Annotated in this window: 15 protein-coding genes and 1 pseudogene; 6 read left to right on the top strand and 10 right to left on the bottom strand. The window is 70.8% G+C overall.

Annotated features, from left to right (window positions below; translation table 11 throughout):
- Nucleotides 1-8 precede the first annotated feature (8 nt).
- A complete protein-coding gene (uvrA, locus tag QF032_RS10445; protein ID WP_307055840.1) occupies nucleotides 9-3,047 on the bottom strand; it encodes an excinuclease ABC subunit UvrA in 3,039 nt (1,012 codons plus the stop codon).
- Nucleotides 3,048-3,281: 234 nt separating this feature from the next.
- Here uvrA and QF032_RS10450 point away from each other — a divergent pair, with 234 nt between their 5' ends.
- Both QF032_RS10450 and QF032_RS10455 read left to right on the top strand, forming a co-directional pair.
- Nucleotides 3,282-3,968, top strand: a complete 687-nt coding sequence (locus QF032_RS10450; protein WP_307055842.1) for a maleylpyruvate isomerase family mycothiol-dependent enzyme — start codon at nucleotides 3,282-3,284, stop codon at nucleotides 3,966-3,968.
- Between the two features lie 9 nt (nucleotides 3,969-3,977).
- Nucleotides 3,978-4,631, top strand: a complete 654-nt coding sequence (locus tag QF032_RS10455) for an MBL fold metallo-hydrolase (RefSeq protein WP_307055844.1) — start codon at nucleotides 3,978-3,980, stop codon at nucleotides 4,629-4,631.
- Between the two features lie 331 nt (nucleotides 4,632-4,962).
- Here the strand turns inward: QF032_RS10455 and QF032_RS10460 are convergent, their stop codons facing one another.
- Together QF032_RS10460 and QF032_RS10465 are read right to left on the bottom strand one after the other, a co-directional pair.
- On the bottom strand, nucleotides 4,963-6,594 hold the full coding sequence (locus QF032_RS10460; protein ID WP_307055846.1) for an MFS transporter: 1,632 nt from the start codon (nucleotides 6,592-6,594) through the stop codon (nucleotides 4,963-4,965).
- 94 nt (nucleotides 6,595-6,688) lie between these two features.
- Entirely contained in the window at nucleotides 6,689-7,705 is a 1,017-nt protein-coding gene (locus QF032_RS10465; RefSeq protein ID WP_307060203.1) for an NAD(P)/FAD-dependent oxidoreductase, read from the bottom strand.
- 418 nt (nucleotides 7,706-8,123) lie between these two features.
- On the opposite strand from QF032_RS10465, the gene QF032_RS10470 reads away from it, so the two are divergent.
- The gene (locus tag QF032_RS10470; RefSeq protein ID WP_307041795.1) at nucleotides 8,124-8,747 is read left to right on the top strand and encodes a TetR/AcrR family transcriptional regulator; all 624 of its coding nucleotides are present in this window, start codon (nucleotides 8,124-8,126) and stop codon (nucleotides 8,745-8,747) included.
- Between the two features lie 118 nt (nucleotides 8,748-8,865).
- A pseudogene (locus tag QF032_RS10475) lies at nucleotides 8,866-9,054 on the top strand (MBL fold metallo-hydrolase); the annotation flags it as partial.
- A 250-nt stretch (nucleotides 9,055-9,304) separates the two neighbouring features.
- On the opposite strand, the gene aroQ reads toward QF032_RS10475, so the two are convergent.
- Nucleotides 9,305-9,778, bottom strand: coding sequence for a type II 3-dehydroquinate dehydratase (gene aroQ / locus QF032_RS10480; protein WP_306953304.1), 474 nt, complete (start codon nucleotides 9,776-9,778; stop codon nucleotides 9,305-9,307).
- Nucleotides 9,779-9,873: 95 nt separating this feature from the next.
- Between aroQ and QF032_RS10485 the strand changes: the two genes are divergently transcribed.
- Nucleotides 9,874-10,920 carry a S66 family peptidase gene (locus tag QF032_RS10485; RefSeq protein WP_307055848.1) on the top strand — a complete coding sequence of 349 codons (1,047 nt, stop codon included), beginning with the start codon at nucleotides 9,874-9,876 and terminating at the stop codon, nucleotides 10,918-10,920.
- A 103-nt stretch (nucleotides 10,921-11,023) separates the two neighbouring features.
- Nucleotides 11,024-12,310 (top strand): MFS transporter, encoded by a 1,287-nt coding sequence (locus QF032_RS10490; protein WP_307060205.1) that lies wholly within the window; start codon nucleotides 11,024-11,026, stop codon nucleotides 12,308-12,310.
- Between the two features lie 82 nt (nucleotides 12,311-12,392).
- On the opposite strand, the gene QF032_RS10495 is transcribed toward QF032_RS10490, so the two are convergent.
- The 6 genes from QF032_RS10495 to uvrB all read right to left on the bottom strand — a co-directional run bounded on the left by QF032_RS10495 (nucleotide 12,393) and on the right by uvrB (nucleotide 20,259).
- Nucleotides 12,393-13,493: a calcium:proton antiporter gene (locus QF032_RS10495; protein ID WP_307055849.1), complete on the bottom strand. Its 1,101-nt coding sequence runs from the start codon at nucleotides 13,491-13,493 to the stop codon at nucleotides 12,393-12,395.
- Between the two features lie 100 nt (nucleotides 13,494-13,593).
- Entirely contained in the window at nucleotides 13,594-13,905 is a 312-nt protein-coding gene (locus tag QF032_RS10500) for a hypothetical protein (RefSeq protein ID WP_307041803.1), read from the bottom strand.
- A gap of 128 nt (nucleotides 13,906-14,033) precedes the next feature.
- A complete protein-coding gene (locus QF032_RS10505) occupies nucleotides 14,034-15,035 on the bottom strand; it encodes a TerC family protein (RefSeq protein ID WP_307041805.1) in 1,002 nt (333 codons plus the stop codon).
- A gap of 225 nt (nucleotides 15,036-15,260) precedes the next feature.
- Nucleotides 15,261-17,312, bottom strand: coding sequence for a TerD family protein (locus tag QF032_RS10510; RefSeq protein WP_307055852.1), 2,052 nt, complete (start codon nucleotides 17,310-17,312; stop codon nucleotides 15,261-15,263).
- Nucleotides 17,313-17,374: 62 nt separating this feature from the next.
- A complete protein-coding gene (locus QF032_RS10515) occupies nucleotides 17,375-17,953 on the bottom strand; it encodes a TerD family protein (protein ID WP_306953298.1) in 579 nt (192 codons plus the stop codon).
- Nucleotides 17,954-18,114: 161 nt separating this feature from the next.
- Nucleotides 18,115-20,259, bottom strand: coding sequence for an excinuclease ABC subunit UvrB (gene uvrB / locus QF032_RS10520; RefSeq protein ID WP_307055854.1), 2,145 nt, complete (start codon nucleotides 20,257-20,259; stop codon nucleotides 18,115-18,117).
- Between the last annotated feature and the right edge of the window lie 66 nt (nucleotides 20,260-20,325).

Genomic DNA, 20,325 nt, shown 5'->3' on the forward strand with positions numbered 1-20,325 from the left:
TGCCCGCGTCAGGCCTTGCGGGCCCGCGTCGTCTTCTTCGCGGCTGTCGCCTTCGTCTCGGCGGGCTTGGCGACAGCTGACTTCGCCGTGTTCTTCGCGGCGGTCGTGGCGGTGGCGGCCGTCTTCCGCGTCGTCGCCCGGGCCGCGACCGTCTTCTTCGCCGCGGCCTTGCGCGGGGCCTTGACCGGGGCCCCGTCACTGATCCGGTCGGCGCCGAGGATCTCACGCAGGAACTTCCCGGTGTGGCTGGTCGCCACCGCGGCGACCTCCTCCGGCGTGCCCTCGGCGATGACGAGTCCGCCGCCCGCGCCGCCCTCGGGGCCCATGTCGACGACCCAGTCGGCGGTCTTGATCACATCGAGGTTGTGCTCGATGACGATGACCGTGTTGCCCTTCTCGACCAGGCCCGAGAGCACCTTGAGCAGCTTGCTGATGTCCTCGAAGTGCAGGCCCGTGGTCGGCTCGTCCAGGACGTAGACCGTGCGGCCGGTGGAGCGCTTCTGCAGCTCGCTGGCGAGCTTCACCCGCTGCGCCTCGCCGCCCGACAGGGTGGTCGCGGCCTGACCGAGCCGGACGTAGCCGAGGCCGACGTCCTTCAGGGTGTTGAGGTGGCGGGCGATCGCGGGAACGGCCTCGAAGAACTCCGTCGCCTCCTCGATCGGCATGTTCAGGACCTCGGCGATGGACTTGCCCTTGTAGTGGACCTCCAGGGTCTCCCGGTTGTACCGGGCGCCGTGGCAGACCTCGCACGGGACGTAGACGTCCGGGAGGAAGTTCATCTCGATCTTGATCGTGCCGTCGCCGGCGCAGTTCTCGCAGCGGCCGCCCTTGACGTTGAAGGAGAAGCGGCCGGGCAGGTAGCCGCGGACCTTCGCCTCGGTCGTCTCCGCGAAGAGCTTGCGGACGTGGTCGAAGACGCCGGTGTAGGTGGCCGGGTTGGAACGCGGGGTGCGGCCGATCGGCGACTGGTCGACGTGCACCACCTTGTCGACGAGGTCGTCGCCGTCCACCCGCGTGTGCCGTCCCGGCACGTTCCTCGCGCCGTTCAGCTCGCGGGCCAGGTGGGTGTACAGGATGTCGTTGACCAGCGTGGACTTGCCGGAGCCGGAGACGCCGGTGACCGCGGTGAACAGGCCCAGCGGGAAGGACACGTCGATGTCCTGCAGGTTGTTCTCACGGGCGCCGTGGACGGTGAGCCGCCGCGAGGGGTCCTGCGGGCGCCGGATGTCCGGCAGCGGGATCGCCTTCTTGCCGGACAGGTACTGCCCCGTCTGCGACTCGGCGTTGGCCAGCAGTTCCTTCAGGGAGCCGCTGTGCACGACCTTGCCGCCGTGCTCGCCGGCGCCGGGGCCGATGTCGACGATCCAGTCGGCGACCTTGATGGTGTCCTCGTCGTGCTCGACGACGATCAGTGTGTTGCCCATGTCCCGCAGCCGGACCAGGGTCTCGATCAGCCGGTGGTTGTCACGCTGGTGCAGGCCGATGGACGGCTCGTCGAGGACGTACAGGACGCCGACGAGGCCGGAGCCGATCTGGGTGGCCAGCCGGATGCGCTGGGCCTCGCCGCCGGAGAGCGTGGCGGCCGCGCGGTTGAGCGAGAGGTAGTCCAGGCCGACGTCGACCAGGAACCGCAGCCGCTCGTTGACCTCCTTGAGGACCCGCTCGGCGATCTTCTTGTCGCGGGCGTCGAGCTTCAGCTCGCCCAGGAACTCGGCGCAGTCGCTGATGGACATGCCGGAGACCTCGGCGATGGACTTCTCCATGACCGTGACCGCGAGGACGAGCGGCTTCAGCCGGGTGCCCTGGCAGGTGGGGCAGGGCACCTCGCGCATGTAGCCCTCGAAGCGCTCCCGGCTGGCGTCGCTCTCGGCCTCGCCGTGCCGGCGCTTGACGAACGGGACGGCCCCCTCGAAGGGCGTCGTGTATACCCGCTCCCGGCCGTACCGGTTGCGGTAGCGGACCTCGATCTGCGTCTTGTGGCCGTGCAGCAGGGCCTTCCTGGCCCGCTGGGGCAGGCCCGCGAAGGGGATGTCGGTACGGAAGCCGAGCGCGTCGGCGAGCGCTCCGATCAGACGGCCGAAGTAGTCCTTGGTGTGGCCGTGCGACCAGGGGTGGATGGCGCCCTCGTCGAGGGACTTGTCCTCGTCCGGGACGATCAGTTCGGGGTCGACCTCCATGCGCGTGCCGATGCCGGAGCACTCGGGGCACGCGCCGAAGGGCGAGTTGAAGGAGAACGAGCGCGGCTCGAGCTCCTCGAAGGACAGGTCGTCGTACGGGCAGTACAGGTGCTCCGAGTACATGCGCTCGCGCTCGGGGTCGTCCGCGGCGAGGTCGACGAAGTCGAGCACCACCATCCCGCCGGAGAGCCCGAGGGCGGTCTCCACGGAGTCGGTGAGCCGGCGCTTGGCGGTGTCCTTCACCGTGAGGCGGTCGATGACCACCTCGATGGTGTGCTTCTCCTGCTTCTTCAGCGTGGGCGGGCTGGACAGCTGGACCGTCTCGCCGTCCACCCGCGCGCGGCTGTAGCCCTTGGTCTGGAGATCGGCGAAGAGGTCGACGAACTCGCCCTTGCGCTCGCGCACCAGCGGCGAGAGCACCTGGAAGCGGCTGCCCTCCGGCAGCTCCAGCACCTTGTCGACGATGGCCTGCGGCGACTGGCGGGTGATCGGCCGGGCGCATTCGGGACAGTGCGGCTTGCCGATGCGCGCGAAGAGCAGCCGCAGGTAGTCGTAGACCTCGGTGATCGTGCCCACCGTGGAGCGCGGGTTGCGCGAGGTCGACTTCTGGTCGATCGAGACGGCCGGGGAGAGGCCCTCGATGAAGTCGACGTCCGGCTTGTCCATCTGCCCCAGGAACTGCCGGGCGTAGGACGAGAGGGACTCGACGTAGCGCCGCTGGCCCTCGGCGAAGATGGTGTCGAAGGCCAGCGAGGACTTGCCCGACCCCGACAGGCCCGTGAAGACGATGAGCGAGTCGCGTGGCAGGTCGAGCGAGACATTCTTGAGGTTGTGCTCGCGCGCGCCACGGACGATGAGACGGTCGGCCACGCCGGTCCGCACCTTTCTTGAGAGAAGTGACAGGGGCGGGGCCCCCGTCTTCCTCAGACTAGGGGGAGCCACTGACAACGCCGGTCGGGATTCGGCCGGGGTTCACCGGTTCACAACAATCCCCGGCCTTCCAGCATGCCCGACGCCGCCACCGACCTTATAGCACGCACATTCGATTAGCGGTCTCGGCCGACCTCCTTCACCCGAACGAGTGGCGAGACTAGGGTCAGCACCATGATTGATCACGCTCATGACCTGGAGTCCGTACGTACCGCGACCGAACGGCTGCTCAACGCACTCGCCGGACGGGACGACGCATCGGTCGCCGAGCCCTCCCGGCTGCCCGGCTGGAGCCGCGGCCATGTCCTCGCCCACCTCGCCCGCAACGCGGACGCCCTGGTGAACGTCTTCGAGGGCCGTCCCATGTACGCCGACGCCCAGGTGCGCGACGCCGACATCGAGCGGGACGCCCCGCGCCCCCTTCCGGTCCAGCTCGCGGACGTCCGGGAGAGCGCGGCCCGCTTCCAGGCGGCCGCGGCCGCGCCCGCGGACTGGTCGCGGACGGTGGAGCTGCGCAACGGCGTCGTCGACGCGGCGGCCCGCGTGCCGTTCCGGCGGTGGGTGGAGGTCGAGCTGCATGCCGTGGACCTCGGCATCGGCTACGAGCTCGAGGACCTGCCGTCTGAGTTCACCGTGCGGGAGACCGAGTTCCTCGCCGAGCGGTTCGCCGGGCATCCCGATGTGCCGCCGACCCGCCTCACGGACGGCACGCGCGCGTGGCGCACGGGCCGCAAGGCCGACGAGCCCGAGGTGACCGTCACCGGCACCCCGGCGGACCTCCTCGGCTGGCTCGCCGGACGCCGTGACGGAGCCGGGCTGACGATCGACGGCGGGCCGCTCCCGGCCCTTCCCCCGCTATAGGCTGCGACCATGACGTACAGCGGACAGGTGACGGTCGGCGGCCCGGCGGACGTGCACGAGCTCAAGGACCTGATGATCACCAAGATCGCGGTCGGCCCGATGAACAACAACGCCTATCTGCTGCGCTGCCGGGCCACCGACGAGCAACTGCTGATCGACGCGGCTAACGACGCGCAGGCACTGCTCGGCACCATCGGTGCCGACGGCATCGCGTCCGTCGTCACCACCCATCAGCACGGCGACCACTGGCAGGCGCTCGCCGAGGTCGTGGCGGCCACGCGGGCGCGTACCTTCGCCGGCCGCGAGGACGCCGCCGGCATCCCGGTACCGACCGACGTCCCGGTCGACGACGGCGACGTCATCCGGGTCGGGAACGTGGAGCTGACGGCACGCCACCTGGTCGGGCACACGCCGGGCTCGATCGCCCTGGTCTACGACGACCCGCACGGCCACCCCCACGTCTTCACCGGCGACTGCCTGTTCCCGGGCGGTCCTGGAAGGACAACACGTCCGGAAGAGTTCAACTCCCTGATGGACGGCCTGGAGACCAAGCTGTTCGACGTCCTTCCGGACGAGACCTGGATCTATCCCGGCCACGGCAACGACACCACCATCGGCACGGAGCGGCCCCACCTCGCGCAGTGGCGCGCACGAGGCTGGTAACCGTCCAACGCCGAGCGCCCCTGTTTCGAAACCGAAGCGGGGGCGGTCGCGCATTCAGGCCCGTTCCGCGCTCGGGCTCGAGCGGGCTGCGACCGCCGCTGTCACCTCACGACCCTTGACCTGCGGGCCGCCCCGCAGGAGAGCCCGGGGCGCCCCGGAGGCCGAGGACGGTGAGGTGTTCCGGCAGAGGATCCGCGTGGCCCTGGACCGTGACCACGCCCGCGCCCTGCGCGTCTCGCGCCGCCGGGCTCCTGCCTGACGCACCTGGCGGGCGACCCGGCGGAGGCGGTGCCCGTCGCTCCGGCGATCCCGTGGACGCCCCGTCGGCGATCTAGTGGGTGGACCCGCTGTGCTCCCGCACAGTGGCCGCCTCGCTCGCCGTCGTCCCGGCCCCCGGCTCGGCGCTCTGCTTCGCGAAGCCGCGCCGGCCCGGCAGGACCGCGAGGACGATCAGCGTTCCGGCGGCCATGATGATTCCGCCGATGAGGCTGGTCTGGGCGACCCCGTGGGCGAAGGCCTGGTGGACGGCGTCCACGGCGGCCTGGGCCTGCTGGGGCCCGGCGGAGGGATCCTGCGCGACCCGCTCCGCGACGGCCAGGCCGGCGCCGACCGAGTCCTTGGCGGTCTCCATCGCCTCGCCCGGGAGCCGGTTGCCCACCAGGTCGGTCAGCTCGTCCCGGTAGGCCGTGCCCAGCAGCGAGCCCAGCACCGCGATGCCCAGCGCCCCGCCCAGCTCCAGCGCGGTGTCGTTGACACCGCCGCCGACGCCCAGCTCGGACTCGGGGAAGGAGCCCATGATCGTGTCGGTCGCCGGGGAGATGGCCAGTCCGAGCGCGAGGCCCAGCATCATCAGCGGCGCCAGGAAGTCCCCGTACGTCGACCCCTTGTCGATCTGGGTGAGCAGGAACATGCCCGCCGTGCCGATGGCCATGCCGGTCACGACCATCACCTTCACCCCCAGCTTCGGGGTGAACACCCCGGTCAGCGCGGACCCGAGGAACACCGCACCGCCCAGCGGCAGCAGCCGTAGGCCCGTGTCCAGGGCGCCGTAGCCGAGGACGAACTGCAGGAACTGCGTCGAGTAGTAGAGCACGGCGAACATACCGAAGAAGAAGAACATCACCGCGAGCATCGAGCCGCTGAAGGGCCGCAGCGCGAACTTTCGGACGTCCAGCATCGGGTGCGGGTGCCGCAGCTCCCAGGCTACGAAGGCGGCCAGACCGGCACCGGCGACCACGGCGGCGGTGACGGGGCCGGCGCCCCAGCCGAAGTGCGGGCCCTCGATGGCGGCGTAGATCAGGGAGCCGACGGTGACGATCGACAGCAGACCACCGACGTAGTCGATCCGGCCCATGCCCTCCGCCTTGGACGGCGGTACCAGGGCGAGCGCGCCGAACACGGCGACGACCGCGATCGGCACGTTGATCAGGAAGGTCGAGCCCCAGGCGTGGTCCTCAAGCAGCCAGCCGGAGACCAGCGGGCCGACGGCTACCGCCACCCCGGAGGTCGCGGCCCAGGCGGTGATGGCCTTGGTCCGCTCGCTCCGGGGGAAGGTCGCGACCACCAGGGACAGCGTGGCCGGCATCACGACCGCGGCACCCACACCCATGATCGCGCGGGCCACGATGACCAGCGCAGTCTCGTCGACCATGCTCCCCATCACCGAACCGCCGGCGAAGATCAGCAGACCCAGCACCAGCGCGCCGCGCCGGCTGTACTTGTCGCCGATCGAGCCCAGCACCAGCATCAGCGCCGCGTACGGAACGGTGTAGCCGTCGACGACCCACTGCAGATCACTGCTGCTCAGGCCCAGCTCCGTGGTCATGTCGGGGGCGGCGACGATCAGCGACGTGTTCGCCATCACCGTGATCAGCAGGCTCAGGCACAGGACGAGCAGCGCCCACCAGCGCCGCGCGTACGGCCCGCTCATTTTCTCCACGGGGGTGTTCGCAAGGAAGGACATCAGTAGCTCCTGAGGGGAACGGGGCGGACGAGCGGAAGCACTTGATTGCCCGTGAGGCGAGCGGGCGACGGGCTGAGATCTCCGAGCTTCAAGATCACCCTGTGGCCCCTTGCGGGCTTGCCTCGGCGATCCCCTGGAGGGCCGCGTCGGTGTCCGCGGCGGCCAGCATCCTGTTGATGTCGGCGCCGGCCAGTGCGCCGGCCGCTGCGGAGGCCCCGACCTGGGCGACCAGATCGGTGACGTTGCCGGCCACCCACACACCCGGCACCTCGGTGGCGCCAGCCACGCCGGACGCGAAACCGCGGCCCTTCGGCAGGTCCTGCACCGGCAGGCCCAGACCTTCCAGGCCCTTGGTGCGGGCCTGCAGCTGCGCGACGACCGCGACGACGCGGCGGGCCACGACCTGGCCGTCGGCCAGGCGCACCCCGGCGAGGGCACCGTCGGCGTCGTTGACGACCTCGGTGACCGGGGTGTCGATGACGCGGATGCCGCGGGCGGCGAAGCGAGCGCGGCTGTCCTCGTCCAGGCCGGTGCCGTGGGTGAAGTAGGTCAGGTCCTCGGTCAGCTGACGGAACAGATACGCGTGCTCGATGGAGACCGGTCCGGTGGCGAGGACGCCAATGGGCTCGTCGCGCACCTCCCAGCCGTGGCAGTACGAGCAGTGCACCACACTGTGCCCCCAGTGCTCGGCGAGCCCGGGCACCTCCGGCAGCACATCCCTGAGACCGGTGGCCACCAGGACGCGGCGGGCGGTGATGCTGCGGCCGTCGGCCAGGGTGACGGTGAACCGCAGGTCCCCGTCCGCCGACGGGGCGGCGGACTCGGCCGAGACCACCTCGCCGGACACGACGCGTCCGCCGTACTGGCGCACCTGCTCCCGGCCCCGGCGAAGGATCTCGGACGGCGGGGTGCCGTCCAAGACGATGAAACCGTGCACGGCCTCCGCGGGCGCGTTGCGCGGGGAGCCGCTGTCGATCACGACGACCGAGCGGCGGGAGCGGGCGAGGATCAGTGCACCGTTCAGCCCCGCGGCGCCCCCGCCGATCACCACCGCGTCGACGGTCCCCTCGGCCAGTGCGTCGCTCGCGTACGGAGGAGTCGCCACAGCCATGGCCTCCTGCCTTTCCTTGTCGGTCATGGTTCGGTCAACCCTTCGAGTTCTGGGTGGTTGGAGGGGGGGCAGCCGTTCAGAAAGCCGAGGATGTGGTCGGCGACCGCCTTGGGCTGTTCGAGGTACAGGAAGTGCCCCGCCCCGAGGACAGCCCGACGTCGTGATGTACAGGTCCAGTCCGGCGATGGAACTCGCCGTCGCCAGGATCGCGAGATTCAGACCGGGCCTTGCCGGCCTGGAAGGCGTCGCAACGTCGGGCGGCGCGGAGGAGCGCAAAGGCATGGGTTGCTCTCCATCGCGCCAGGCGTACACACACCCTGTCCGGTGAGCTCAGGATGGTTGTGTACTGAACAGTCAGAAACCTAGATGGTTCTGTACTGGGTTGTCAATAACGGCGGGCCGGCTTTACCTTCGGTGTATGGCGAGACCACGAAGCTTCGACCCCGACCACGTCCTGCATGCCGCCGAGCGCCAGTTCCGCGCCTCGGGCTACAACGGCACGAGCGTCGACGACATCAGCGCCGCCACCGGCCTGGGCCGCGGCAGCCTCTACGCCGCGTTCGACGGCAAACACGGCGTGCTGCTGCGGGCGATGGCCAGCTACTTCGCCCGGCTGGCGCAGGGTCCGCGGAACATGCTCGCCGGACCGGACGAGGGCGCCCTGGAACGACTGCACGCGTACTTGCTCCGCGCCGTCCACGGGGTGCCACTCGCCGCCGACGTACCCCCCGCCCCCGACCGGACGGCGGCGGCCTGCTTCGCCGCCAAGATGGCCCTGGAGATCGGCGCCTCCGACCCCGAGGTCAAACGCCTGGCCAGCGACTGCTTCTCCGTAGTCCGCACGGCGGTGGCCGAGTGCGTGCGAGCGGCCCAGCGCAACGGCGACATCGACCCCGACGCGGACCCCGACGACCTCGCCTACCTCCTGCTGACCATCGTCCGCGGGACCGATGTCGTAGGCGCGTACGGCCACAGTCCCGACCGCCTGACCTCGATCGCGGAGACCGCGTTCGCCTTGCTGCCTCGCCCGCGCCACCGCTGAGAAGAGCACGGCCGGCCTCATGGCACAGGCATCTGACGCGGTCGGCCCTCTTCGACGCCACGGAGGCACGGCCGGTAGGTCTACGCGCCGCCGTGACCTCGTGTGTGCGCGTGCTGTGGTGTTCCCCGGAGGCGTGGGCAACACCCGTAAGGACCCGGAGGCCTTCGCGCGTCTGGTCCACGACGTCGAGACGAAGATCTTCGACGTGCTGCCGGACGAGACCTGGGTCTATCCGGGACACGGCGACGACACGACGCTCGGCGCCGAGCGGCCGCATCTTCCGGAGTGGCACGCGCGCGGGTGGTGAGCCTGAGGGTGATGAGCCCCTGCCGAGGACGGTGAGGCCTGCCCAAGGTGGTGACACCTCCCCGCACGGGGCGCGCGCCCCTGAACGCGCGCCCCGTGTGAATCGCGTGCACGCGCCGACGCTCCACGCGCGCTCCCCCTCATACGTGGTTGCGCGGTCAACTGGTTGCAGCCCCGCGCGGGATGACGGCTCCGGCGCGGATGGGCCGCCGGTCCACGTTCCCCGCCCTCGACCGGCGGCCCCGGCGCACTTACGCGTCCGCCCTGGCCGGGCCCGCGAGCGTCGCGACCCGCTGCACGCCGAACACGTATCCCTGCACCCCGCAGCCCGCGATGACGCCGTCGGCGCGCAGCGAGACGTAGGAGTGGTGCCGGAACGACTCACGCCGGTGGATGTTGGAGACGTGGACCTCCAGCACCGGCATGCCGTCGCAGGTGTTGAGCGCGTCGAGGATGGCGACGGACGTGTGCGAGTAGGCGCCCGGGTTGATCACGATGCCGCAGTGGTTCAGCCGCGCCTCGTGGATCCAGTCGACCAGCTCGCCCTCGTGGTTGGACTGGCGGAAGTCCACCGTGCCGCCGTGCCCGGCCGCCGCCTCGACGCACATCGCCTCGACGTCGGCGAGGGTGTCGCTACCGTAGATCTCCGGCTGACGCTGTCCCAGAAGGTTCAGGTTGGGGCCGTTGAGAATCATGATCGGGGCGTTGGCCAGGCTGCGGGGCACGGTTCCTCCGGTCCGTCGGGGCAGCCGTCCGGGCCGCCGCTCGACCCCGGTTTATCACGGTGAAAGAGCGGGACGGGAAGCCGTACGCTCCGGGCATGACGACCCCGGTGTACCCGCCCAAGCCCTCCCCCGGAGACCGCATAGCCGTCCTCTCGCCCTCGGCCGGCCTGCCGGCGCTCTACCCGCGCCCCTACGAGCTGGGCCTCGCCCGGCTGCGTGAGGACTTCGGCCTGGAGCCGGTCGAGTACCCGACCACGCGCACGATGGATGCGACGCCGCAGGCGCGCGCCGACGACATCCACGCCGCGTTCGCCGACCCGGACGTCACCGCGGTGATCGCGTCGATCGGCGGCGACGACCAGATCACCGTCCTGCCTTTCCTGGACCGGGAGTTGATCCGGGCCCATCCCAAGCCGTTCTTCGGGATGAGCGACAACACCAACCTGCTGGCGTTCCTGTACTCGTCCGGGGTCGTCGGTTACCACGGCACGAGTGTGATGGTCGAGTTCGGGCGCCCCGGAGCTATGCACCCGCAGACCGCCGAATCGCTGCGGGCCGCGCTGTTCACCACCGGCACCTACGAGTTGCGGCCCGCCGAGCGCTGGGGCGACGTCAACGGCGACTGGGCCGATCCGGCGACCTTCGCGGCCGAGCCGGAGACGCCGAAGCAGGGCGGCTGGACCTGGCGGGGCCCCGACCGCGTGGTGGAGGGCCGCAGTTGGGGCGGCAACCTGGAGATCCTGTCCTGGCTGCTGATGGCCGACCGCGAGATCTCCCCCGACCCGTCGGCGTACGACGGCGGCGTGCTGATCCTGGAGACGTCGGAGGAACTGCCGAGCGCCACGGAGGTCTTCCTGATCCTGCGCAGCATGGGCGAGCGCGGCCTGCTGCGGCGCTTCCCGGCCCTGCTCATGGCCCGTGCCAGGACGTGGTCCTTCGCGCACCCCAACTCCCCCGAGGCGGCCGCCCGGTACGCCACCGAGCAGCGCGAGGCGGTGGAGCGCGCGCTGGCCGCCTACGCCCCCGACACGCTGGCCGTCTTCGACGTCGACTTCGGCCACACGGACCCCCAGCTGGTGATCCCCTACGGCGGCACGGTCCGCGTGGACGGACCGGCCCGGCGCATCACGGTCACCTACTGACCCGGCGGAGCACCGGGCCGTGATCTCGTGCGCCCCGTAACCGGTGGTCGCCGCGGTGGGTTGACGCGGCATGCACGACGCACGCACCGCGGGGACGCCCTCCATGCTCCGGCTCGCGACCGCCTCGCTCGCCGGGACCGCCATCGAGTTCTACGACTTCTTCGTCTACGGGACGGCGGCCGCACTGGTCCTCGGGCCCCTGTTCTTCCCCACGTTCTCGCCGTCGGCGGGGACGCTGGCCGCGTTCGCGACGTTCGGCGTGGGCTTCGTGGCCCGGCCGCTCGGTGCGGTCCTCTTCGGTCACGTCGGGGACCGGCACGGCCGACGCCCGGTCCTCGTCGTCTCCCTGCTGCTGACCGGCGCCTCGACGGTCGCGGTCGGCTGCGTGCCGACGTACGACGCGATCGGCGTGGCCGCTCCCCTGCTGCTGCTCGTGCTGCGCTTCCTGCAGGGGCTCGGGCTCGGCGGTGAGTGGGGCGGGGCGGTGCTGCTGACGGCGGAGCACGCGCCGGCCGGGCGGCGCGCCCTGTGGTCGAGCTTCCCGCAGGTCGGGCCCGCGGTGGGCTTCCTCCTCGCCAACGGGGCGGTGCTGGCCCTGTCTGCGGCGCTGACCGACGCGCAGTTCGCGCGGTGGGGATGGCGGGTGCCCTTCTGGGCGGCCGGAGCGCTCGCCCTGCTCGGGTTGTGGCTCAGGTCGTCGCTGCCCGAAAGTCCCCGCTTCCTGGAGATCGACGACCACGCGCGCGTGCCGCTGGCCGAGCTGCTGCGCGACCACTGGCGGCTGGTCCTGCTGACCGGCGGCGCGCTCGCCGTCGGGTACGCGGTCTTCTACGCCGTGACGACCTGGTCGCTGGCGTACGCGACCGAACGGCTCGGCGTGAGCCGTACCGTCATGCTGACCTGCGTCATGGCCGCCGTGGTGGTGAAGGGGGCGCTGACACCGGTGATGGCGCTGCTCGGCGACCGCCACGGGCGGCGGCCGCTGTGTCTGGCCGGCTGCGCGGCCGCAGCCCTGTGGATGTTCCCGATGGTGGCGTTGCTCTCGACCGGGGAGCCGCTGCCGATGTTCCTCGGGTCCCTCGGCGCGCTGATCGCGTTCGTCACGATGTTCGCGGTGGTGGCGGCCTATCTGCCGGAGTTGTACGCGCCGCGGGTGCGCTGCACGGGCGCGTCGGTCGGCTACAACCTCGGCGGGGTTCTCGGAGGGGCGCTTACGCCCCTCGTGGCGACGGCGCTCGCCGAGCATTCGGGGCGCGTCCCGTGGGGTGTCGGAGCGTATCTGGCGGGGGTCGCTCTGCTCAGCCTGGGCTGCTTCGCGCTGCTGCCGGAGACGCGTCCGGCGACGGCGCTACGGCCCGTCACGGACGGCGCGGCACGCGGGTCGCGGTAGCGGGCGCGGGGGCGAGGGCGGGGACGAGGGCGGGGGGCGGGGGCGCGATCGGCGGGTGCCTGTCTGGGGACGCGAGCCGCCGCTACGGATTGATCGCCAGTTCCAGGTAGGCGGCGGAGAGCACCAGGTGGACGCCGCCCTGCAGCGGGGTGGCCCGTCCCGGGACCACCGTGAGCGAGCTGACCACGATGGTGAGCGCCAGCAGCACCATGTGGGTGGCGCCGAGCCCGAGGACGAGGGGTCCCTTGAGCCAGATCGAAGCCAGGGCGACCGCGGGGATGGTCAGGCCGATGCTGGCCATCGCGGATCCGAGCGCCAGGTTGAGGCTGGTCTGCACCCGGTCGCGGCGCGCGGAGCGCAGTGCGGCGATGGTCTCGGGGAGCAGCACGAGCAGTGCGATGACCACGCCGACGACCGCGTGGCGGAGTCCGGCCGCCTCCACCCCGGACTCGATCGTGGGCGAGACCCCCTTGGCGAGGCCCACCACGCCGATCAGGGCGAGACCGAGCAGCGCGAGGCTGATCAGGGCGGTCCGGGAGGTGGGGACGCCCGCGTGGTCGTCCGCGGTGATCACGTCTCCCTGGCGGGTGACCGGCAGGAAGTAGTCGCGGTGCCGTACGGTCTGCGTCGCCACGAAGAGGCCGTAGAGGATCAGTGAGGAGACGGCGGCGAACGTGAGCTGGACGCCGGAGAACTCCGGTCCCGGCTTGCTGGTGGTGAAGGTCGGCAGGACGAGGCTCAGTGTGGCCAGGGTGGCGACGGTCGCCAGGGCGGCTCCCGTGCCCTCGGGGTTGAAGACCGCCGTTCCGTGGCGCAGGGAGGCCACCAGGAGACAGAGGCCGACGATGCCGTTACAGGTGATCATCACGGCCGCGAAGACCGTGTCCCTGGCCAGCGTCGAGCTCTTGTCGCCGCCGTCGGCCATCAGGGTGACGATGAGTGCCACCTCGATGATCGTCACCGCGACGGCGAGGACGAGCGAGCCGAACGGCTCACCCACCCGGTGGGCGACGACCTCCGCATGGTGCACGGCGGCCAGGACCGCTCCGGCGAGGACCAGGGTCACCAGCGCGACCAGCGGACCCGGCAGGTCGCGCCCCCAGGTCAGGACCAGCAGCACGACCGCCAGCGCCGGCACGAGGGCCGTCCACCGGGTCGCGACCGACCTGAGCCGAGCGAGCATGCTGTGATCGTCGCAGAGCCGTACGGGCCGCGCACTCCGGCCCGCCCCGGCCCGGGCGACCCCTACGACCCGTACGGCACTGCCGCCGGCGGAGGTGCCCTCAGAACTCGGCGGCGTCCACGACGTCGCAGTCAGTGAAGGACGGCGGCCGGGTGCACAGCGCGGCCATCCCCTCCGCGAACTTGCCCGTCTCCTCGGACTCGCTGTTGCGCATGGCCGCCTCGTAGGAGTCGAACTCGACCACCACGAGATAATGGTTCGGCCGGTTCCGGTCCCTGAGGACGAGCCGGCGCTTCGGGGCGTCCTCCCGGCCCGCGAAGCCCCGTTCCCCTTCCTCGGCGAGAGCGCGCATCTCGTCGATGCGGTCGGTCTCGAAGTCGACGATCTGCACGAACTTCTGCGACGTGCTCATGGTGCCTCCACCCCCCGGCTGCGGCGTCCCGAAGTGGAAACGCCCGGTACCAAGGAAGCACCGGAAGCGGTGGTCGGCAATTCGCCGCGCACCGCTCCCGGGGGTGGTTGTCCCTACGTCGTACGAGGTCAGGCTCCGATGCTGTCCTTCGGAGCGCCTTCACTCGCCGTCTGCGCCTCCTCGGCCGCCGCCTGCTTCCGGGAGGCCCGCAGGCTGGTGATCGTGGTGACGATCAGGACCGAACAGATGACGCCGAGCGAGACCGGGATGCTGATCTCGGGCACGTGCACCCCGGACTCGTGCAGCGCGTGCAGGACCAGCTTCACGCCGATGAAGCCGAGGATGATCGACAGGCCGTAGCTGAGGTGGACCAGCTTCCTCAGCAGACCGCCGATGAGGAAGTACAGCTGCCGCAGACCCATCAGTGCGAAGGCGTTCGCGGTGAACACGATGTAGGGGTCCTGGGTCAGCCCGAAGATGGCGGGGATGGAGTCGAGGGCGAAGAGCACGTCGGTGGTGCCGATCGCGAGCATCACGACCAGCATCGGGGTCATGACCCGCTTGCCGTTCTGCTCGATCCACAGCTTCGTGCCGTGGTAGCGGTCCGCCACGCCGAACCTTCGCTCCGCGGCCTTGAGCAGCTTGTTCTCCTCGAACTCCTCGTCCTCGTCGTCGGCGCGCGCCTCCTGGATGAGCTTCCAGGCCGTCCAGATCAGGAAGGCGCCGAAGAGGTAGAAGACCCAGGCGAAGCTGGCGAGGATCGCCGCACCCGCCGCGATGAAGACGGCCCGCAGGACCAGGGCTATGAGGACGCCGACGAGCAGGACCCGCTGCTGGTACTGCGACGGGACCGCGAACTTGCCCATGATCAGGACGAACACGAAGAGGTTGTCGACGCTGAGCGACTTCTCGGTGATGAAGCCCGCGAAGAACTCTCCGGCGGGCTGTCCCCCGGAGAAGAGGAAGAGGCCGAGGCCGAACAGCCCGGCCAGGGCGATCCAGACGACCGTCCAGATCCCGGCTTCCTTGATCGAGACGTCGTGCGGTTTGCGGCCGATGAAGAAGTCGACCGCGATCAGGGCGGCCAGGCCGACGATGGTCAGAACCCACAGGTTCACGGAAACATCCACTGCGCCTCCGGCAGTACGTAACGGCAGGTGAACAGCGCCGTCGCGCTGCCGGAGGTCTCTTCCACCCGAGACGGGCCGACGCCCCGGGATCAGGCCTGATCCGTATTGACGGGTACGCCGCAGCAGGGAGTACTCCCCTCCGTGAGAAGAAGAGTACCCCAATCACCAAGAGAAGGTAAAGCGCTTGGCAAAAGAAAGGCCAAGTCCGCAGGTCAGGAGAGTTTACTAATAGTTGGTACGGGCCGCCGCCACCTGCGCCAGCACCTGGTGCAGCACCTGACTTCCGGGCGGCGCCAGGGCCGGTTCGTACGTCCACGCATGCCCCACCCAGGGGTCGGCGAGGTGGTCGTCGGCCACCGGGGTCAGCCGCAGCAGCCCGCGCCACAACGGGTCCAGCAACGGACCGTAACCGGCCGCGTCCTCCCGGTCGGCGACCATCATCAGGTGCACGCCGACGGCCGGGCCCTCGTCCGCGAGATAGCGCAACTGGGTCACGGCACGGTCGTCGAAGCCGTGCGGGAAGTCGTTGACGACGAGCAACTGCTGGGCGGTGTCGAACCCGGGCGGCAGCGAGTCGGCCACTCCACCGCGCACCGCCATCTGCACCAGGTCGACGCGCTCGGTGAGCTGCCCGAGGACCGCCGCCACACCCGCCGCGCCGGCCGCGGGCGGAGCCGCCAGGACCCCGGACCGCACCAGCGGCGACAGCTCCCCGGCGGCCGAACCGGCCGGGTCGAGGACGTGCACGGTGAACTCGCCGGCCGGATGCACGGCGAGCAGCCGGGCCGTGTGCGCCACGGCCGACTCCATGGCCAGGCGGCGCATGTCGTGCGCGTCGGTGAACAGCCCGTCGGACGAGCCGGTGCGTCCGCTGTCGATCCACAGCCCGCGTTCGAGCGGGAGCCGAACCAGCATGGGGATGCGCAGCGGTTCACTCTCGGGCACGTGGAGGTCGCCCAGGCGCAGCGCCATGGGCATCTCCATCGGGACGCGGTAGGCGTGCCACACGGGGCTGTCCCAGCGCGCGTACGCGGCGGGCAGCGCCGGTTCCACGACGTCGGCCTCGGCGCCGAGCTGGCCGAGGTCGCGGTCCAGGGCCTCCCGGGCCTGGTCGACGAGCCGGCTGTGCTTGGCCTGCGCCGCCTCGCGGGCGGCCTCGCCCTGGCCGCCGATCCTGCTGCGCGGGTCGGACAGGGCCTGGTCGAGCTCCTTCTCCATCCGCGCGTCGGCGAAGTCGACCGCGCTGCGGTACGCGGCGGTGCTGCGGGCCAGGTCCTCGAACATGCCCCAGACCTGGTTGTACAGCCGCTCCTCCATGGACCAGCCGGTCGCGTCGCCGGCCACCGGCCGGGCGGGCTCCCCTGGCTGTGCCGGGGGCGCGGTGGGCGGAGGCGGAGGCGGAGCGGTGGTCTGCCGGCGCGGATGGCTGTAGTCGATCGGACCGCCGGCGGCGGGCGCGGACGCCGACTGCGCGGGCTCGGGGTCGGACGGCGTGGCGCCGCCGGTCTGGTTCGCGGTCCCCTGGGTGCTCGGCGTCGCTCCGTAGGGGCCGCCGGTGCCCTGGCTGCCGGAGATGCCCTGGGCGCCGTGCGTTCCCTGGGCTCCGGGGGTGTTCTGAGAGTTGTACGGCGAGCCGCTCTGGTCCGGGCCGAGCGCGGACGCGGCCGTCTGGCGGGAGCGGTCGGCGTCGGACGGGCGCGGCGGTGGGGCCGGCACCGAGCGGGCCAGGCCCCGCACCACGGCCTCGTTGATCTCGGTCGCGAGCCGGTGCGCCTGCGGCAGGCCCTGGTCGGTGAGGAGTTCGGCGAGGCCGCCCGCATAGCCCTGACCGACGGCGCGCACCTTCCAGGCGCCCTGCCGCCGGTACAGCTCCAGCGCGATGACGGCCGACTCCGCGTCCAGGCCGGTGAGGGTGAAGGTGGCGATCTCGGCCCCGTCGAGGCCGGTGACCGCGACGAAGGGGGCCGCGACCGAGCCGAAGCCGACCGGTCCGCCGACTCCCGTGGGCAGCGCCAGCACGACGCCGACCCGGTGCACGGCCGCCGGCACGGCGTCGAGGTCCACCGCGAGGCGGTGGTCCGCGGCGGCCTGGCGGGAGACCTCCAGGCCGGGCAGTGTGGGCACGCCCGGATGGGCCACCCATTCGACGCCGTGGATCCTGCCGCTCTCGTCGCCGAGAACGGCCGTCGCCACGACGGGCTTGCCGGCCGAGATCCGGATCTCGAGCCGGACCTGGGAGAGCGGGTGGTTCTGCCCCCGCACCAGCTCGGCCGTCATCGCCTGTCGTCCCCCTGCGTCACGTGTGGTGTTGTGGTGATGCCGCTCGCCGGCCGACGGCCTTACAGCGCCGGCAGGATCGCGGGCATCAGGTCCTGGAAGGTACGGCCGTTGGCCGGAGTGCCGAGGGCCGTCATGTTCCAGCCTGCGCCGACCCGGTGCACCTTCGCCATGATCTGCGCCGTGTAGGCGCCGCCGCCCGCGAGCGTGTAGCGCGCCAGCTCCTGGCCGTTGGTCTCGTCGACCAGGCGGCAGAAGGCGTTCTGCACCTCCTGGAACGTCTGGCCCGTGAAGGAGTTCACGGTGAAGACGATCTGGTCGATGTGGACCGGCACGCGCGCGAGGTCGACGAGGATCGCCTCGTCGTCGCCGCCCTGGCCGACGCCGCCGACCAGGTTGTCACCGGTGTGGCGGACCGAGCCGTCGTCGCTCACCAGGTGACGGAAGAAGACGACGTCGACCGGCTGCTTGTCCGCGAACAGAACGGCGGAGGCGTCGAGGTCGATCTCCCGGGTCCGGGAGCCGAACAGGCCGCGCCGCGGGGCCGCCTGCCAGCCGAGACCCATGCGCACCGCGGTCAGGCTGCCCCCGTCGTTCTTCTGCAGACTGATGGCCTGACCCTTGGTCATGTTGACGGTCACGCGCTGATTCCCCTCTCGGACTGTCCCCTGTTGCCGCGGCGCCCGCGGTTGACGGAAACCCTACGCAAAGGCACTGACAGTGCCGCACCCAGGCCCGCACTTTGTGTCGGTCTTGCAACACAGCACGTGCGGGGCCGGGGCACAGGAGTCGCACGGGTCCGTCAGGCCAGACCCGCCTCTTTCATCTGGCGCAATTCCTTCTTCATCTCGGAGACTTCGTCGCGGATCCGGGCGGCCACCTCGAACTGCAGGTCCGCTGCTGCGGCCCGCATGCGCTCGGTCATCTCCTCGATCTGCTCGGCGAGTTCGGCCGCCGGACGGTCGGTCGGCACCGTCGCCCCGGCCTTGCCCCTGGCCTGCCCGGACTTCGCGCCCTTGCCCGCCTTGTCGCCGAGGGAGGGCACCGGGGCCTTGGTGGCGCGGCCGTCCTTCTTCGCGCGGTAGCCGGAGCCGAGCAGCTGCTCCGTGTCGACCTCCTCGCGGGCGATCTGCGCGACGATGTCGTTGATCTTCTTGCGGAGCGGCTGCGGGTCGATGCCGTGGGCCGTGTTGTAGGCGACCTGCTTCTCCCGGCGCCGGTTGGTCTCGTCGATGGCCCGTTCCATGCCCGGGGTGATCTTGTCGGCGTACATGTGGACCTGACCGGAGACGTTGCGCGCCGCGCGGCCGATGGTCTGGATCAGTGAGGTCCCGGAGCGCAGGAAACCCTCCTTGTCGGCGTCGAGGATCGCCACCAGGGACACCTCGGGCAGGTCGAGGCCCTCCCGCAGGAGGTTGATGCCGACCAGGACGTCGAACTCGCCGGCGCGCAGCTCGCGCAGCAGCTCGATCCGCCGCAGCGTGTCGACGTCGCTGTGCAGATAGCGCACCTGGATGCCGAGTTCCAGGAAGTAGGCCGTGAGGTCCTCGGCCATCTTCTTGGTGAGCGTGGTGACCAGGACGCGCTCGTCCTTCTCGACGCGCTCCCGGATCTCGTGCACCAGGTCGTCGATCTGGCCCTCGGTGGGCTTGACGACGACCTCGGGGTCGATGAGGCCGGTGGGGCGGATGATCTGCTCCACGACGCCGTCCCCGCGTGAGAGCTCGTACTTGCCGGGCGTCGCCGACAGATACACGGTCTGCCCGATGCGTTCCTGGAACTCCTCCCATTTCAGCGGGCGGTTGTCGAGGGCCGAGGGCAGCCGGAAGCCGTGGTCGACGAGGGTGCGCTTACGGGAGGCGTCGCCCTCGTACATGGCGCCGATCTGCGGCACGGTGACGTGGGACTCGTCGATGACGAGCAGGAAGTCGTCCGGGAAGTAGTCGAGCAGCGTGTTCGGCGGGGAGCCGGGCGAGCGGCCGTCGAAGTGCATCGAGTAATTCTCGACGCCGGAGCAGGAGCCGATCTGGCGGAGCATCTCGAGGTCGTACGTGGTGCGCATGCGCAGGCGCTGGGCCTCCAGCAGCTTGCCCTGTTTCTCCAGCTCGGCCAGACGCTCGCCGAGCTCCTTCTCGATGTCGTTCGCGGCCCGCTCGAGACGCTCGGGGCCCGCCACGTAGTGGGTGGCGGGGAAGATGTACAGCTGCTGGTCCTCGCTGATGATCTCGCCGGTGAGCGGGTGCAGGGTGGACAGGGCCTCGATCTCGTCGCCGAACATCTCGATGCGGACGGCGAGCTCCTCGTACACCGGGAAGATCTCGATGGTGTCGCCGCGCACCCGGAAGGTGCCGCGGGTGAACGCCAGGTCGTTGCGCGTGTACTGGATGTCGACGAAGCGGCGCAGCAACTGGTCCCGGTCGAGCTCCTCGCCGACGCGCAGGGGGACCATGCGGTCCACGTACTCCTGCGGGGTGCCGAGGCCGTAGATGCAGGACACCGAGGCGACCACGACTACGTCACGGCGGGTGAGCAGCGAGTTGGTCGCGGAGTGGCGCAGGCGCTCGACCTCCTCGTTGATCGAGGAGTCCTTCTCGATGTAGGTGTCCGACTGCGGGACGTACGCCTCGGGCTGGTAGTAGTCGTAGTACGAGACGAAGTACTCGACCGCGTTGTTCGGCAGCAGTTCTCGGAACTCGTTCGCCAGCTGGGCGGCCAGGGTCTTGTTCGGCGCCATCACCAGGGTGGGGCGCTGGAGCTTCTCGATCATCCACGCGGTGGTGGCGGACTTTCCGGTGCCGGTCGCGCCGAGCAGGACGACGTCCTTCTCGCCCGCCTCGACACGCTTGGCGAGTTGGGCGATGGCCGTCGGCTGGTCGCCGCTGGGCTGGTAGGGACTGACGACCTCGAAGGGCGCCACCGTGCGTTCGATGTGGGAAACGGGCCGCATGCCATCCACCGTACGACCCCCCACTGACAACGGGGTCCGATCAAGGGTTCCGGGGCGTTCGCAGGC

The organism is Streptomyces achromogenes, assembly GCF_030816715.1.
GTDB classification, from domain to species: Bacteria; Actinomycetota; Actinomycetes; order Streptomycetales; family Streptomycetaceae; genus Streptomyces; species Streptomyces achromogenes_A.